The organism is Rosistilla oblonga, from assembly GCF_007751715.1.
Lineage (GTDB): Bacteria > Planctomycetota > Planctomycetia > Pirellulales > Pirellulaceae > Rosistilla > Rosistilla oblonga.
The window spans coordinates 6545065-6560979 of record NZ_CP036292.1; the positions used below are offsets into that span (position 1 = coordinate 6545065).

The window sequence follows — 15915 nt, forward strand, 5'->3', positions numbered from 1 at the left end:
ACCATGAAAAACGTAACCTCTCGACGACAGATGCTCTCCGCTTCGGCATGCGGCTTCGGTTCGCTGGCCCTCGCCGATCTCATGACACGCCAGGCGCAAGCGGCCACGCCCAGCAGTCCGCTGGCCCAACCGTCGACGCATCATCTGCCTCGCGCTCGCCGCGTGATCTTTCTGTTCATGCACGGTGGCCCCAGCCACGTCGACACGTTTGATTACAAACCGCGTCTGCAAGCCGACGATGGCAAGGACCTGCCGTACGATCTGCCGACGGCAGCGATCGACGCCAAGTTGAAGCTATTGGGCAGCCCGTGGAAATTCAAACAACATGGTCAGAGCGGACTGTGGTGCAGCGAATTGATGCCCCACACGGCGCGGCATCTGGATGAGATGTGCATCATCAAATCGCTGCACAGCCGCGGGCAATCGCATGGCCAAGCGGTCAGCATGCTGAACACCGGCAGCGACAACTTGGTCCGCCCGTCGGTCGGATCGTGGCTCAGTTACGGCCTGGGGACCGAAAACGAAGACCTGCCGTCGTTTGTCGCCCTCGCGCCGAGCACCGGTCACGGCGGCCCAAGGAACTACGGCACCGCGTTCCTTCCCGCGATCCACCAAGCGACGGCGATCGGTAGCAACGGCAAGCTGGGCGATGCGCAGGTCAAATACCTTAATCGCGGCGATCTTCCCCCGGCGGAACAGAACCGCCAGATGGACTTGTTGCAAACGCTCAACCGTCGCCACCTGGATCGCGCCGGCCAGGACCAACAGATCGAAGGAGCGATCGAAGCGTACGAGTTGGCGTTTCGAATGCAGCAGGCCGCGCCACAGGTTCTGTCGCTGGACGAGGAGCCTCAGCACATCTTGGATCTCTACGGCGTCGGACAAGAACCGACCGACAACTTTGGCCGCAGCTGTCTGCTCGCGCGACGGCTAGCCGAAGCGGGAGTGCGGTTCGTCCAAGTCTCCACCGGTAACGTCTGGGATCAACACAGCAACTTAAAGAGCGGACACGAGAAGAACTCTTTAAAAACCGACCAACCGGTCGCCGGCTTGATTCAAGATCTCAAGCAGCGGGGAATGTTGGAGGACACGCTGATCGTCTGGGGCGGCGAATTTGGCCGCACACCCGTCGTGCAGGGCGCCAACGGCCGCGATCACAATCCGCAAGGCTTCACGATGTGGATGGCCGGCGGCGGCGTGAAAGGTGGGACCAGCTATGGCGAGACCGACGAATTCGGTTATTATTCACAGCAGGATCGGGTTCACATGCACGACTTGCACGCTACCATTTTGCATTTAATGGGGCTCGATCATCAAAGGCTCACCTATCGATATGCCGGTCGCGACTTCCGCTTGACCGATGTCGCGGGCCGTGTTGTGACCGAGTTGTTTGCGTAAAAGAATGGCCAAAATATTGATCACGTCGGGGCCGACCCGACAGTACCTGGACCCTGTCCGCTATCTGACCAATGCATCGAGCGGACGGATGGGGGCTGCGTTGGCCCAAGCCGCACTCGATTTAGGCCACCAGGTCGTGGTCGTCAGTGGGCCCGTTAGCGTCACCTATCCGGCAGCAGCCGAAGTGATCGATGTCCTGACCACACAGGAGATGTTGGAAGTCGCTCACCGCGAATTCCAGCAGTGCGATGGTGCGATCGGCGCGGCGGCGCCTTGTGATTACCAGCCGCAGCAGGTGGAGACGGAGAAGATCTCCAAAACGGGCAAGCCGCTGCAATTGAACCTTGTCGAGACTCCCGATGTCGTCGCCACCCTCGGCGAACGCAAGCGGAGTGATCAATGGGTCGTGGGGTTTGCGTTAGAGACGCAGGATCGGCACTTCCGGGCGATCGTGAAACTGGAAAAGAAGCACTGTGACTTGATGGTCAGCAATGGCCCCGAAGCGATCGATTCGGCCGAAAACCAAGTCGACCTGATCGACGCCGAAGGTCAATTGCTCGAGCAGATTTCGGGCTCGAAGCTCGACGTCGCCCGCGGAATCTTGAAAGTGATCGACGCTCGCTTGATTCGCTGAAGCCGATTTCGCGTCGTTCCAACTCCCGGCGCGATGCACCGCACTAGTGCTTCATCCACATTTGAATTCAGGGTAGTGGACGAGGTCACGAGTCCTTTCGCGCCAGAGATTATGGGGACTCGTGACCTCCTGTTGATTACCCACAAGTCGCCGCAAAAACAGCTCGTTTTGGCACGGTATTTGCGCTTGTAGTATTTCATTTTGCACAATGAAATCTTAAGGTGAAAGCATGCAACCGACCAGTATCGCATACGAATTTCAAGATATTCAACTTGGAGACAAACGTCTCAACGATCGAGCCGAAGCGTTGCTCGCCTCGCTGGCGGCCAACCCTTCGGCCAGTATCAACGAAGCTTGCAGTGGCTGGGACGAAACCAAAGCCGCTTACCGTCTATTCGATAACCCCAACGTCGATCCCGAAGCCATTCTCGGGGCTCACGCTGAAAAGACACTCCAACGAATCAAAGCCCAAGACACCGTTTGCATCGCACAAGATACCACCGAACTGGACTACACCGCGCATCCGCCCGAAGGCGTCCGCAATCTCGATCGCTTAGGCCGCCGTGGACTTTACGATCATTCCCACATCGCCTTCACGCCGGAGAAACTTTGTCTCGGGGTGGTCGGTGTTAAGTTCTACGATCGCGACAAAGAAGCGCTCGGCACCAGCAAGAAGCGAGAAGGCCAACCCCTACACACCGGCGAAGGGCAACGATGGCTCGATGGTTATCGCAAGGCCTGCGAGATCGCCGGAAAATGTCCTGAAACTCAGATCGTTTCGCTGGCCGATCGCGAAGGAGACATCTACGACATTTTCGTCGAAGCCGATCAGCATGAAACACCGGCTCAGTTCGTCATTCGCTCGCAGCGAAAACGCTCGTTGCCGGAGAAAGACCCCGATGGCGGGCCTGCGGCTTATAAGAAAATGCGTGCCGAAATCGCATCCGCCCAGCCGGTCGCTTACCGCGAAGTCCAGCTTCCCCAAACGCCCGAGCGAACCAAAGGATCAGGAAACAAACAACACCCCGGCCGTGAAGCACGCACTGCGAAGTTAGAAATTCGAGCGAAGCGGATGACTCTTCGTGCGCCACACAACAAGCAGTCTTCGATGCCGCCGGTCGAGATCAGTGTCGTTTGGGTGAGCGAGATCGATGGCCCAGGCGACGGAACCGAAGTCGACTGGCTGTTACTGAGTTCTCTGCCGGTCGACACGATTGCCCAGACGCTGCGGATTGTGGATTTGTATGTGGCTCGTTGGCCAATCGAAGTATTCTTTCGAGTTTTCAAAACTGGCTGCCGGGTCGAAGAGATTCAACTCGAAGCGAGAGACCGACTGATCCGCGCGTTGATGTTTTACAAAGTGATCGCATGGCGGATCATGTTTGTGACCTTCTTAGGCCGCGAGTGTCCAGAGCTTCCCTGTGATGTCGTCTTCAGCGAAGCGGAATGGAAGTCGGTCTGGAAAGTGGTGGAAAAGACGGCTCCCCCAAAGCAAGCTCCTGAGCTGTCACAATTCATCCCGGTCCTTGCGACCCTTGGCGGCTACAATCACCGCGAAGGCGACGGTCCGCCGGGAGCCGAAGTGATCTGGCGAGGCACGCGGCGAATGCTCGACTTCGCCCTCTGCTGGCAAGCCTTCGGACCAGACCAATGACTTGTGGGTAATCGACAGCTCGTGACCTCGTCCACTACCATCAGGCCTAAAATCAAAGTTTGAAAAACCACTAGCCTTCGACAGGCATGTACGAACCGTGTTGGCGAGCCTGCGGTTCGCGGCGGTTGTAGCTTTCGCGGATTGCGATCATCCGCGGCATGGCATCGAAGAAGTGACCGATCAAGTCGGCATCCCACTGCGTTCCCGCACCGCTGCGAAGGATCTCTTCCGCCTTTTCCTGAGGCATCCCGCCGCGGTAAGGTCGGTCGCTGGTCATCGCGTCGTAGGCGTCGCTGATCGCCAAGATCCGTCCATCCAACGGGATCTCTTCGCCGACAAGCCCGTCGGGATAACCTTTGCCATCGATCCGTTCGTGATGGAACAGCACGCCGGGAAGAACTTCCGACAACTGATTGACCAACGGATACAAAATCCGCCAACCGACGTCGGGATGGGTTTCGATCACGCTTCGCTCTTCGGCGTTCAACAGCCCCGGTTTCTGGAGGACCGCGTCGGGGACGGCGATCTTACCAACATCGTGCAGCAGGCCGGTCAGGTAGATGCGATCGCAATCGGTCACCGTCAGCCCCGCCTGCTTCGCTAGCTCTTGAGCAAACAACGCAACCCGTTCGCTGTGACCGCACGTATAATCATCGCGAGCTTCGACCGCGTTGACCATCGCGCGGACGACATCGGTAAACAACTGTTCCTTCTGACGCAGCAACCGCGTGTTGTGCAATTGAGTCGCCAGGATCGATCCGGCGGTCAGGATCAGATTCGCTTCGATCGTCGTAAAGCCGTCGCGAACTCCGGGCAGACATCCTTCCGGCTTGACGTGATTGCACGCGATCAACCAACCGGCCAAACGATCGGCATGACGAATCTCGACAAGGATGATATCGCGGATTCGCGAATCGATCTGATCGGCGGCCAAGTCGTTGATCACGACCGGATCGACCTGAGCGTTTTCGCCGAAGGTGTCGATGATCTTCCGGCAGACCTCGTCTTCAACCAACGGATCACCGCTCCACAGCGTAGCCGCGTTACTCAAACTGGCTTGCTGATCCGCAAACATCTCCATGTTCGGAACCAACGCGACAGCCTGACACATCGTCGACAGCGGCAGCTTGGGCAAGAAGTCGAGCATCAGCGCTATCGGCTCTGGTGTCGAGTTCCGCAACTCCATCGAAACGGCCAACGACTGCAGCAACGCCAACTCTTCGAAATCGCGAGTGACCTGTTCGGTCAACGACTGAACCTCATGTTCCAGACTTTCGACTTGCTGAATCAGGGCGTCGGGATCGAAATGAGGATCGTCGATGCAACGGGTGCGCGAAGCGAGAGCGGGATCGGCCATGGCGTGACTTATCTCAAAAGAGCTTTAAATCGGATTCTCTAACAGTCGGCGGGGGCATCGCACGGAAAAGATTTCTCAACCGAAGTCTACAACGGGTTGCAACGCCGGGTCGCCAGCGTTCCGCGTCAAGTCGAGATTGCCCGGCTGCCTGGAGAATAAATTATGGAGTGCGCCGGACAGACCGATTGTGTCAAATCGATGCGTGGTAGCGAATTCGCAGATCGCGACGAGCAATGACTTGGACACAGCCGGCTCGTTAGTCGCCTTTCGCTCCGCGAAAGTGCGCCTTATCCGCACGCACTTTCGCGGAGCGAAAGGCGACCATCAAGACGTGCAGAGAACAGCCCACCAAACCCGAACGGCGATCAGGTGTTGAAGGTCCGCAAGATCTTTCGGCCCATGTAGATCTGCCAGACATCCTGAGCGGTCAGCGGACGCATCCGGCCCGACGTGGGATACCACACCAACTCAAGACCATCATAAACACAGACACCGATGGCATCGTCTTTGGAAGCCAAAGCGACCAACGCGTGTTCGCCGAGGAAGAAGCCCAGGAATTCGGGAGTGACCGCTTCGAATCCTTTCTCTTCGAGTTCTTTCACCGACACGTCGGCGGCCCGCCGCTGAGCTGCGTTCCAATGTTCGGTGCCGACGACGTAGATGTCTTCGTGTTCGGCTTGCCATCCGGCAAATGCGGCATACGCTTCTTCAATAGGCAAGTGCGTGATGTCGGCTGAAAAAGCGTGAACCATCGGCCCGACGATCCCTAGGTTGCTGAAGTCGCCTTGGGCGAAATGGTAGTCGAATCGGAACAGGAAGCAGTCGATCGGATCGTCGAATCCAGGCCAGAACTGCAACCGATGATCCAACAATTCGATGCGACTCGGTGGAACCGCCATCTGCCCAGGCTGAGCTAACCACAATGCGAGTTCCGATTCAGCGCGACTGGCAGCCGTTTGATACTGATCGTCGATTTTCTCTTCCAGCCCCAACTCTTCCGCATAAGCCAACACGCGCAGCCGCGCCGACGGTTCGGCTGCCAATTCGATCAGCCGGTCGATCCCTTCTTCTTGTTCCAGCCGAGCCAACGCGCCAGCCGCTTCGGTTTGGATTCGCCGATGCGACAACTCCATCGCCAGCTTCAATTGCGGAATCGCGCGATCGACTCCGATCAACGCCAACGCATCGCAGACCGAAACGATCAGCGCGATCGCTTCGCTGAGAACCTGATTGACCTGTTCGGGCGTGTCGCCAAACGCCTTAGGATTCTTTTCGACTTGTTCCAACTGAGCGACCAACGCTCCGAGCAACGGGATCAGATCATCGCTGCGATCGACGCACCGATGCCGCTTCGTTTGTCCCGACCGAAACAGATGGTTTGCTAGATCCAAGATCCCACCGGCGACGGCCAGATTTTGAATCGCGTCCAAAACGCGAGGGAACATCGAATCGACATCCCAGCCAGCGTGTTGGAACAGCGGGCTGAGGACCAGCCCCACTTGGATCCAGTTTTGCGGAGCGTCCTCGACCAGCAGTTCAGCCAACGCTTGCAGATGCTCGGGCCCGCGAGCGATCGCCAACGCGTGCAGCAACAAAAACCGAGTCCCCAATTCCTTGGGCAGGTTTTCGTACAAGGCGACGATCAAATCCGAATCGAGCGTCTCCGCCTCTTCGCTCGGCTGACGCAGCAGATTCGATTGCAACAACCGCAGCAGGCCATCGATCACGCCCGGTTTGTCGGCGACGATCGGTTCCAGATTGTTGATCAACGATCGCAGGATCATCTCGATCGATTCGACCGGCGCTTGGTGCAGCGATTGGATATACTGCGCCGACTCGGCAGGGTCGACGCCAGGGCCGATCAGAAATTCGATAAGTTCAGAGTTATCGGACACGGGGCAACGCCACAAGCTAGAAGGATCGGGGAACGTAGATGTCGCGCGGATCGCAGAGCCCAACCCCGTCGCATTATGTGCTCCAACGCACGTCGGGTTCGCCAGCAATCACGCAGGTCTAAGCATACCGCAGCCGATCCATTTCGTTTAGGACCCCTGCGGCGGCGGATCGCACGGGAAAATCCACGACAAACCGTTGCTGCGTGGTTCCGCGACCGCTTGTCTTTTCTAGCCCCTGCCGACGTACGGCATCGCCGATGCCATGACGGTCATGTTCAGGACATTGGCGTCCAGCGGAAGGCTGGCCATATAGAGGACCGCTCGGCCGATCTCGCGGACGTCCATCGTCGGTTCGGCCTTCAGGCTGCCATCGGCTTGCGGAACGCCATGCTCCATCCGGCGTGTCATCTCGGTCGCCGCGTTGCCGATATCGATCTGACCACATGCGATGTTGTGCGGCCGACCGTCGAGCGCCGTCGATTTGGTGATCCCCGTCACCGCATGTTTTGTCGCGGTGTAAGCGATCGATTGCGGGCGGGGAACGTGAGCCGAGATCGATCCGTTGTTGATGATCCGGCCTCCTCGAGGCGTCTGTTTTTTCATCACGCGAAACGCTTCACGAGTACACAAGAACACGCCTGTCAGATTCACGTCGACCACCTGCTGCCATTGATCGATCGTCAATTCATCCATCGGCACACTCGGAGCGTTGATCCCAGCGTTGTTGAACAACAGATCTAATCGCCCCAGTCGCTCGACTGTTTCGGCGAACAGATTGCCGACCGAATCGGCGTCGGACACATCGCACGGGATTACCGACGCAGATCCTTCGGGCCCCAAGCCGGCTGTCTCGTCGAGCGTCTCGCGATTGCGTCCCGCCAGAACGACGTGGTATCCGTTTTCCATCAACGCGATGGCGACGTGGCGTCCGATCCCCGAACCGGCTCCCGTCACGATCGCGATCTTTTTCTCTGTCATCCGTTTTCCTGTTTGCATCGGTTGCCGAGCTCTTCAGCGATCTTCGCCTTGCGGGCCTTCGCTATCACGCGTTTTCCAATTCGGGTGAATTGGCGGCGAAACGATCCAGAACCGGATCGAGTCCCAGCGATCGGTACATCGTCGCCAGGTGTTGATTGCGAGCGGCCAACGCGCTGCGATCTTCCACGCCGCGAGCTTGGACTATTTTCTGAGCTTTGCGAAAGAGGTTTGCGTTCATATTAGCAGACGCCGCCTGATCGGCGATCGCCGCAGCCTGGGCCGCTCCGAACGCAGCGTGCAGGATTTCGTCGTCGGCCGCCATGAATTGACGGTACGATCCAGGATCGCCACAGCGCCCGCTGCGCCCCGCCAATTGGCGATCGATCCGCGCGGACGCGTGCAATTCGGTCCCGATCACGTGCAGTCCACCCGCGTCGCGGACCGAATCGGCCAGCCGGATATCGGTTCCACGCCCCGCCATGTTCGTCGCCACGGTCACGCGTCCGGATTGCCCCGCCGCGGCGATGATCTCCGCTTCGCGTTCGGGATTTGTCGCGTTGAGCACTTCCGATTCGATCCCCTCGCGTCGCAGCCGATCGGCCAATCGCTGCGACTGCTCGACCGTTCGCGTTCCGATCAGCACCGCTCGGCCGGCTCGCAACATCTGCTGCGTCTCGCCGGCAACGGCGTCCCACTTCTCCGTTTGGTTGCGGCAAACGATCTCCGGCAACGTCTGGCGTTGCGAAGGAGAGTGCGAGGCAACTTGCGTGACCTGTAATCCATAGACTGTCTGGAACTCGCGACGCGATTCGATCGCCGTTCCCGTCATGCCACTCAGGTTGGGGAACCGCTGCACAAAGTCCTGAACCGTCACCTGCGCGATCGGCCGAGTCTCATTGGTCAGCGACAACTGCTCGCGAGCTTCGATCGCCTGCTGCACTCCGCCGCTCCAGGAACGTCCGTCCGCCGTTCGACCGGTGTATTCATCGACGATCACGATCTTTCCATCGCGGACCAGGTAGTGCTTGTCGCGGTGGAAGTGAACGTTTACATAAATCGCGCGTTCGATCGCATGCAAGACGTCGGTCATCGCTAGCGGATTCATCGCCGGCGGCATCGCTTGCCGATAGACTCGAGCGCGGCCTGCCGCTGTCAACGCAACCAATCCGGAGTCGGGCATCACGCAGTAATCGCGAGTCGCTTCGAAGACTGGAGATGCGTCGGCGGCCCAGCGGTAGGAAGCTTCAGTGGCTGGCCCCGCGCCGGCTTGCGAGCCACTGATGATCAGCGGCGACGTCGCTTCATCGATCAACAAGCTGTCCGCTTCATCGACCAGCAGCGTTTGCGGAGGCCGCTGCAGCAGATCGGTCGCGGGCTGCTGACGCTGCGTAAGACAGTCGCGGAGGTAGTCGAAGCCGAATTCGCGGATCGTGCCGTAGGTGATGTCGCATCGGTAGGCGGCGCGGCGATCGTCGCTGCTGACGCCCGCGGCGACGACGCCGCAGGAAAGGCCCAACCGCTGAAAAACGGGACTCAACAGATTCGCATCGCGCTGCGCCAGATAGTCGTTCGCCGTGCAGACCAGCACGCCATCGCTGTGCCTTGCCAGCAGCGAGATCGCCGGAACCGCAGCCACCGTCTTCCCCTCGCCGGTCGCCAGTTCGGTAATCGAACGGGCCAGCAGTTTTTCGCTGACCTGGAACTGGTTGGCTCGCAAACCAAAGCCCAACTCCGCCCGGATCGCCTCGTCCGCCCGACTCAGTTGGCGCTGCACTTCGCTGCGGTCGAGCGCGATCAACGGCTGAGCCAACGGAGAGAACACGATTTTTCAAGCCCGATCGAGATTGGGGAGGATCCAGAAACCTGCACCCTGTGCAGGTCGTCTCCATGATACCTGTCACAATTACAGGATGCAGATGGCTGAACCCTGCGCCGGCAACTCGGCAATCGATTGTGCCGGTTGATTGGGCTATGCGCAGAGAAGGGCGCGGGTGCTACCGACGCCAACGGCTTTCGCATTCCGCTACTTTTTCAGATGGCCGACGCTGGTCTGAAAGTATTTGCGGCGGCGGGTGGCGGTTTGCGTGGCGGCTTCGCGCTGCTGCCCTTGCAGGTCTTCGAGATTTGCTTCGCAATACCGGCAACCGATCCGTTGGACGTGGAAGCGGACATATTCCGCCGCCTGGTCGTCCATCACTCCCAGCAGGAACTGCCCCAGTTCCTCGCGACTGAGACAGGAGACGCGGTGCCGCCGCCAGATCGCTCCCAAACCGTGCATCCCCGCATCCTGTTGGCCGCGGAGTGTGGCGAGGCGTTGGTGCAAGTCGTTGTCGTCTCGCAGTTCGGCTTCGATTTCCGCCATCTGCGCCGCGGGGAGCGATTCATCGAGAAAGGCCTGCAAATCGGCATCGGTTCGTTCGGACATACGTATTCTGCGTGAGAGCGTTCAGACAAAGTGGGATCGATCGGGTAAATGGATAGGCTCGGTTTGAGATCGATCGGGGGCGCAAAAAATTGCCGTTTGGGCGTTCTTTATCGTACATCCCCCGCCGGGCTGCCGCTGGTCGGTTTGAATCGATCTCGGTAAAATCGCGTATCTTGGCCAGCTGGCAGCTCTTACAACCGTGGCGCATCGCATGCGATCTGGCTGGAGCATTGACGGCGGCAGTAGGTCAGTGAACATTCCCTCCCCCAATCAAGTCATTCCACACCAGGCAGCGGATAAATTATGAGTGAATATCGAGTCGAACGCGATTCCATGGGCGAAGTTCAGGTTCCTGCAGAGGCCTACTACGGCGCTCAAACCCAACGCGCCGTGGAAAACTTTCCGATCAGCGGTTGGCGTCTGCCCGGCCCGATGATTCAAGCGATGGGCCTGGTCAAATTCGCTGCCGCTCGCGCCAACTACGACCTCGGCAAACTGACCGGTTCGGGAATGAATCCACTGACCGAACACGATGTCGAGTGTCTGTCGAAGGCTTGCCGCGAAGTTGCCGATGGCGGGTTGGCCGACCAGTTTCCGATCGACGTCTTCCAGACTGGATCGGGAACCAGCAGCAACATGAACGTCAACGAAGTCATCTCCAACCGAGCGATCGAATTGGCGGGTGGCGACCGGTTCGCCGAAAAGAAGACGATCCATCCGAACGATCACGTCAACATGGGGCAGAGCACCAACGACACCTTCCCGACCGCGATCCACGTCGCCGTGGGGATCGAAATCAAAGAGCGTTTGATTCCGGCGTTGCAGCGGCTGCGCGACAGCTTGCAAGAAAAGGCGACAGCTTGGGACCAATTGATCAAGATCGGACGCACCCACTTGATGGACGCCACGCCACTGCGACTGGGACAAGAGATCGGTGGCTTTGTCCGCCAGATCGACCTCTCGATCGGCCGCGCCCAATCCGCGATCGCTGCGGTTTGCGAACTGCCAGTCGGCGGGACGGCTGTCGGCACCGGGATCAACACCCATCCCGAATTTGGCCGCCGCGTGTCGGAGATTCTGGCCAGCGAAACGAACATCGATTTCGTGGAAGCTGAAAACCACTTCGAAGCCAACGCCCAACGCGATGGTTTGGTCGAATGCCACGGACAACTGAAGTGCATCGCCCAGACGCTGTTCAACGTTTCGAATAACATCCGATGGTTGGGCAGCGGCCCTCGCTGCGGCTTCTTTGAATTGAAGCTGCCCAGTCGCCAACCCGGCAGCTCGATCATGCCAGGCAAAGTCAATCCGGTGATGTGCGAAAGCATGATGCAGTTGAACGCCCGCGTCGTCGGCAACGACGCCTGCATCACGATGTCGGGAGCGACCGGCGGCAATTTCCAGCTGAACATCATGATGCCCGTGATGGCTCAAACGACTCTCGAGTCGATCCATCTGCTGGCCGCCGGAACCGAAGCGTTTGTCGATTTCTGCGTCGCGGAATTGGAAGCCAATCCCGAAGCGTGCGAAGCTGCCGTCGAACAGAGCCTTTCGATGTGCACCAGCCTGAACCCATTGATCGGTTACGACATGGCGGCCAAGTTGGCCAAAGAGGCGTTTGCGACCGGCAAGACGATCCGCGAACTGTGCCGCGAAAAGGGGATCCTGCCCGAAGAGACGCTGACCGAAGCGTTGGATCCGATGAGCATGACCGAACCGCACGAATAATCGTTGCGGGACGCGTCGCTGGGACAGTCGGCTTCGCTTCGATCGAAGCGAAGCCCGACAACGCCCCCAGCGTTTTCGAATCAAGTGGTCGAACGGACGACCACGCGGGTGCCGTGCTTCTGAACGATCTTCACCCCTTTGCCCGCTTCGACAAATTCTCCTTCGGTGATCACGTCGACCAGTTCGTCGCCAAAGGCGGCTTTCCCCGCCGGACGCAGTGGTGAGGTGGCGATTCCCGCATCGCCGACGTCGACCTGTTCCCAGGCTGCCGGCCGATTCGAAGCGGAATAGGCAGTCCCCACGGCGACGGCAGCCGCTTGGTCGTCGACCTCTGGCGGCAGCAGGGCGATCCGGCGAAAGAGCGGAAAGTCCAGCAGATAACGGCTGCCGACCATCGCTAACACAACAAAGGCGATCATCGACGCACCGACTGTCGCCAGCGTCTTGTTCAGCTGCATCAGATCGCGGGTGCTTTCGGGCCAGACGACGTTTCGCGACGCCATCACAAGCGATCCGAGGACCAGCAGGAAGCCGGAGATCCCGGGGACACCAAATCCAGGGATCACGAAGATCTCACACGCGATGAAGATCAACCCAACGGCAAACAACGTCACCTCTAACCAGCCCGACGTTCCGCCCAGGAAGCGACTCCAGAAGAACAATCCAAAACAGAGCGTCGAGACCAGCCCGCCCATTCCCAAACCGGGGGCACTGAATTCGATGAAGATCGCCAACAGACCGATCACGAATAACAGGAACGTAATCAGCGGCAGGTTCAACACCCACACCAAGGTATCGATGGCGGTTTGGGCGAGCACCTTGGGCTCTTTGGCGATTCCCAGTTGTTCGTAGAGTTCGGTTTTGGAATCGGCCAGGCCGTTGGCGATCTGCAGTTCGACGGCTCGCTTGCCGGTGACGGTTAAAAACGTATTTTCGCGAGCCTCCATCACCGGCTTGCCCTGCTGCCAGTCCTCTGCATCGGGCAACGAATCCCATTCGGCTTTGGTGTAATACCAAACGCGGCCGTCCTGTTTGTGCGTCGCTTGGAAGACCTGGACATCCTTGTGCATCATCGCTTCGGCGAGCGCTGGCGGCCGGCCGCCGGCATCGGCGACTTCGCGAATGTCGGCGACCATTTTACTGAGGATCTTTTCGGGAGCGTATTTGAACGGGCCACCCAAGATCTCTTGAGCGATCACACCGGCGTCCCCCAACATCGCGCCGGGGCGCATGATGATTTCGTCGCATCCGAGCGCTGCGATCGCTGCTCCGCTGATCGCTTGGTTTTCGACATAGGCGACCGTCTTGGCCCACTTCAGATCGCGCAGCCGCCGGGCGATATCGAAGCTAACGTCGGCAAAACCGCCGGGGCTATCGATGTCGATAATCACCACATCAACTCCCATTTCGCGAGCCTCGTCCAGCTTGCGATCCAGAAACGCACCGGTCAGCGGCGTGATCTCGCCATGCAGCGGGATCACGACAGCGGTTGCCGCCGCAGGCTTTTCGGCCGCGGGCATTTCCTCTGCCGGTTCCTGAGCCAAGCCGCTCAGCGGCGAAGCCGCAAACAGTAAGATCAGCCCGAGGCTGCGAACGATATTCCCGAACATCAGAGTCTCGCTTCCATTAATCCGCCAGTGGCAACGCGTTGTGTTTCCATTATAGGAAATCCGCCCACCCGCGTTAAAGGCTTGTTACCGTGAGATCCGAGGCGCATTTTTTGCTAAGAACATGCCATAAAGCCGTTTATTGGCCCCTGCTTAGCAGCTTCGCGCCCCCCGGCCGCTCTAGCTCGATCCGACCGACCAACCCCCTTCTGCTGGTGTGGATTGTCGCTCTCGAGCGATGCCCACTGGCTTACCCCGAAAGAGGCATCCCCCGAACGCAGATCCGCCATGCTTTGAAACCTGCACAACGTGTCTACGCAACCGCATGAAAAAACATCGCCACAACAAAACGATTGATCGTCCTCGAGGCTCGCGATAGGATACGATTCGCGTCGACGTCTACTCTTCCGCGTCCAAAGGCGAACCATCATGGCGACTCCAAAACATCTTGCAGTTGGGATCGATCTGGGGACTACGTTTTCATCTCTCGCCTACTTGGACAGCGAAGGCCGGCCGCAGACGGTCCCCAATGCCGAGGGTGATCTGACAACCCCCAGCGCTGTCTTCTTCGACCGCACGCGACCGGTGGTGGGATGTGAAGCGATCGAGGCGGGGACGATCGAACCGGAGCGGTTGGCCTTGTTTGCCAAACGGGATGTTGGAGAGCAGGCTTATGAAAAGCAGATTCGCGGCGAATCGCTTCCGCCCGAAGTCGTTCAGGCGCTGGTCTTGAAAAAGTTGATCGACGACGCACAGCCGCGATTGGGGAAGATCACAAAAGCGGTAGTCACCGTTCCCGCCTTCTTCAACGAACCGTGCCGCAAGGCGACGCAAGATGCCGGCCGTTTGATCGGTTTAGAAATCCTGGACATCATCAACGAACCAACCGCCGCGGCGATCGCGTATGGCGTGCAGACTGGCTTCCTAGCCAGCGATGGGACCAGCGAACATCGCCGCCGCGTGCTGGTCTACGATCTCGGTGGCGGCACGTTTGACGTGACGGTGATGGAAATCGATGGGATGCGGTACCGGGCGTTGGCAACCGCGGGAGACGTCTATCTTGGCGGCATCGACTGGGACACTCGGATCGTCGACTACGCATGCGAGCAGTTCATGTTGGAACACGATTGCGATCCACGCGTCGATCCCGCGTTGGCTCAAGAGTTGACAAGAAAAGCGACGTTGGCAAAACACGCGTTATGTCAGCGCGATGAGTTCCCGATCGTCTTCACTCACGAAGGACATCGGTTTAAGCTGCCGCTGTCGCGGGAGAAGTTTGAGTTTTTGACATCGGACTTTGTCGATCGCACGATCCTGACGATGCAGATGGCAGTCCGCGATGCTCGGCTGTCGATGAGGGAACTGTCGCGGATCATCCTCGTCGGTGGATCGACTCGAATGCCGATGATCCAAACGGCTGTCGAAGCGGCGACGGGACAACAGGTCGACCGCACGCTCTCGCCCGACGAAGCGATCGGTCAGGGAGCGGCATTGTACGCGGGCTTGTTGCTGCGCAGCGGAGGGAGCAAGATCGTGGGGATGTCGGTTAGCAACGTCAACTCGCACGACCTCGGTGTCTTGGCGATCGAAAACGCGACCGGACGGCCGCGCCGGCAGATCATGATCCCTCGCAACAACGCGCTGCCAGCCAAGCGAACGGTTCGCTTTCGCACGCATCAGCCCGACCAAAGCAGCGTCAAAATCCAGGTCGTCGAAGGGGGAGACGACAGCGGCAACGACGCCACGCAGATCGGCAGCTGCGTAATCGACGAACTGCCCGATACGCTGCCGCAGGGGACTTCGGTCGATGTTCAGTTCCGCTACAGCGGTGATGGACGCTTGCGAGTGACGGCGACGATGCCCGATATCGACCGCCAGGTTCGCTTGACATTGAATCGCGATGCGGGCCTGACGCCCGACACCTTCGATTATTGGCAGCAGCGAATCGCCGACGGGATGCCTGACAGTTCGGTCGATTCCTTCCCGCGGTCGCAGGCGAGTGAACCTTCGAGGGGCCTGGACAGTCCTGATGATTCGAGCGACGATCAAGTAACGGGATTTGTCGTGCGAACCGATGCCAAACACGTTGGAAAGAAGAGCAAGACAGCCCGATCCCAAGAAGCTGTGGTCGCAACGCAGGATGCCGGAAAATCGTCTCCAGAACCAGCCTCTCCCACTCCCCCGATGCCCGATTTTTCGTCGCTGAAAAGCATGACGAAGAAGAAAAAATAGCCTGAGC

The 15915-nt window shown here is 58.9% G+C and carries 11 protein-coding genes; 5 read left to right on the forward strand and 6 right to left on the reverse strand.

What is annotated here, in order from left to right; genetic code table 11:
- Positions 1-3 precede the first annotated feature (3 nt).
- From CA51_RS23060 to CA51_RS23070, 3 genes are all read left to right on the forward strand, one after another.
- Positions 4-1398: a DUF1501 domain-containing protein gene (locus CA51_RS23060; RefSeq protein ID WP_197451417.1), complete on the forward strand. Its 1395-nt coding sequence runs from the start codon at positions 4-6 to the stop codon at positions 1396-1398.
- 4 nt (positions 1399-1402) lie between these two features.
- A complete protein-coding gene (locus CA51_RS23065) occupies positions 1403-2032 on the forward strand; it encodes a phosphopantothenoylcysteine decarboxylase domain-containing protein (RefSeq protein ID WP_145123493.1) in 630 nt (209 codons plus the stop codon).
- A 229-nt stretch (positions 2033-2261) separates the two neighbouring features.
- The gene (locus tag CA51_RS23070; protein WP_145121278.1) at positions 2262-3686 is read left to right on the forward strand and encodes an IS4 family transposase; all 1425 of its coding nucleotides are present in this window, start codon (positions 2262-2264) and stop codon (positions 3684-3686) included.
- 70 nt (positions 3687-3756) lie between these two features.
- Here CA51_RS23070 and CA51_RS23075 read toward each other — a convergent pair whose 3' ends face one another.
- The 5 genes from CA51_RS23075 to CA51_RS23095 all read right to left on the reverse strand — a co-directional run bounded on the left by CA51_RS23075 (position 3757) and on the right by CA51_RS23095 (position 10341).
- Entirely contained in the window at positions 3757-5043 is a 1287-nt protein-coding gene (locus tag CA51_RS23075) for an HD-GYP domain-containing protein (RefSeq protein ID WP_145123494.1), read from the reverse strand.
- Between the two features lie 365 nt (positions 5044-5408).
- Positions 5409-6938: a HEAT repeat domain-containing protein gene (locus tag CA51_RS23080; RefSeq protein ID WP_145123495.1), complete on the reverse strand. Its 1530-nt coding sequence runs from the start codon at positions 6936-6938 to the stop codon at positions 5409-5411.
- Positions 6939-7166: 228 nt separating this feature from the next.
- Complete coding sequence (locus CA51_RS23085; protein ID WP_145123496.1) at positions 7167-7916, reverse strand: SDR family oxidoreductase; 750 nt, start codon at positions 7914-7916, stop codon at positions 7167-7169.
- Positions 7917-7980: 64 nt separating this feature from the next.
- Positions 7981-9738 (reverse strand): preprotein translocase subunit SecA, encoded by a 1758-nt coding sequence (locus CA51_RS23090; protein WP_145123497.1) that lies wholly within the window; start codon positions 9736-9738, stop codon positions 7981-7983.
- A gap of 201 nt (positions 9739-9939) precedes the next feature.
- On the reverse strand, positions 9940-10341 hold the full coding sequence (locus tag CA51_RS23095; protein WP_145123498.1) for an anti-sigma factor: 402 nt from the start codon (positions 10339-10341) through the stop codon (positions 9940-9942).
- A gap of 303 nt (positions 10342-10644) precedes the next feature.
- On the opposite strand from CA51_RS23095, the gene CA51_RS23100 reads away from it, so the two are divergent.
- Positions 10645-12069, forward strand: a complete 1425-nt coding sequence (locus CA51_RS23100) for a class II fumarate hydratase (protein WP_145123499.1) — start codon at positions 10645-10647, stop codon at positions 12067-12069.
- Positions 12070-12149: 80 nt separating this feature from the next.
- Here CA51_RS23100 and CA51_RS23105 read toward each other — a convergent pair whose 3' ends face one another.
- Entirely contained in the window at positions 12150-13679 is a 1530-nt protein-coding gene (locus CA51_RS23105) for an NfeD family protein (protein ID WP_145123500.1), read from the reverse strand.
- Between the two features lie 426 nt (positions 13680-14105).
- Here CA51_RS23105 and CA51_RS23110 point away from each other — a divergent pair, with 426 nt between their 5' ends.
- Positions 14106-15908 (forward strand): Hsp70 family protein, encoded by a 1803-nt coding sequence (locus tag CA51_RS23110; protein WP_145123501.1) that lies wholly within the window; start codon positions 14106-14108, stop codon positions 15906-15908.
- Positions 15909-15915: the final 7 nt, after the last annotated feature.

Coding starts and splice junctions, on each gene's coding strand:
- CA51_RS23095 (WP_145123498.1), bottom strand. CDS start 10,341: ATGTCCGAACGAACCGATGCCGATTTGCAGGCCTTTCTCGATGAATCG.
- CA51_RS23105 (WP_145123500.1), bottom strand. CDS start 13,679: ATGTTCGGGAATATCGTTCGCAGCCTCGGGCTGATCTTACTGTTTGCG.
- CA51_RS23110 (WP_145123501.1), top strand. CDS start 14,106: ATGGCGACTCCAAAACATCTTGCAGTTGGGATCGATCTGGGGACTACG.
- CA51_RS23060 (WP_197451417.1), top strand. CDS start 4: ATGAAAAACGTAACCTCTCGACGACAGATGCTCTCCGCTTCGGCATGC.
- CA51_RS23065 (WP_145123493.1), top strand. CDS start 1,403: ATGGCCAAAATATTGATCACGTCGGGGCCGACCCGACAGTACCTGGAC.
- CA51_RS23070 (WP_145121278.1), top strand. CDS start 2,262: ATGCAACCGACCAGTATCGCATACGAATTTCAAGATATTCAACTTGGA.
- CA51_RS23075 (WP_145123494.1), bottom strand. CDS start 5,043: ATGGCCGATCCCGCTCTCGCTTCGCGCACCCGTTGCATCGACGATCCT.
- CA51_RS23085 (WP_145123496.1), bottom strand. CDS start 7,916: ATGACAGAGAAAAAGATCGCGATCGTGACGGGAGCCGGTTCGGGGATC.
- CA51_RS23100 (WP_145123499.1), top strand. CDS start 10,645: ATGAGTGAATATCGAGTCGAACGCGATTCCATGGGCGAAGTTCAGGTT.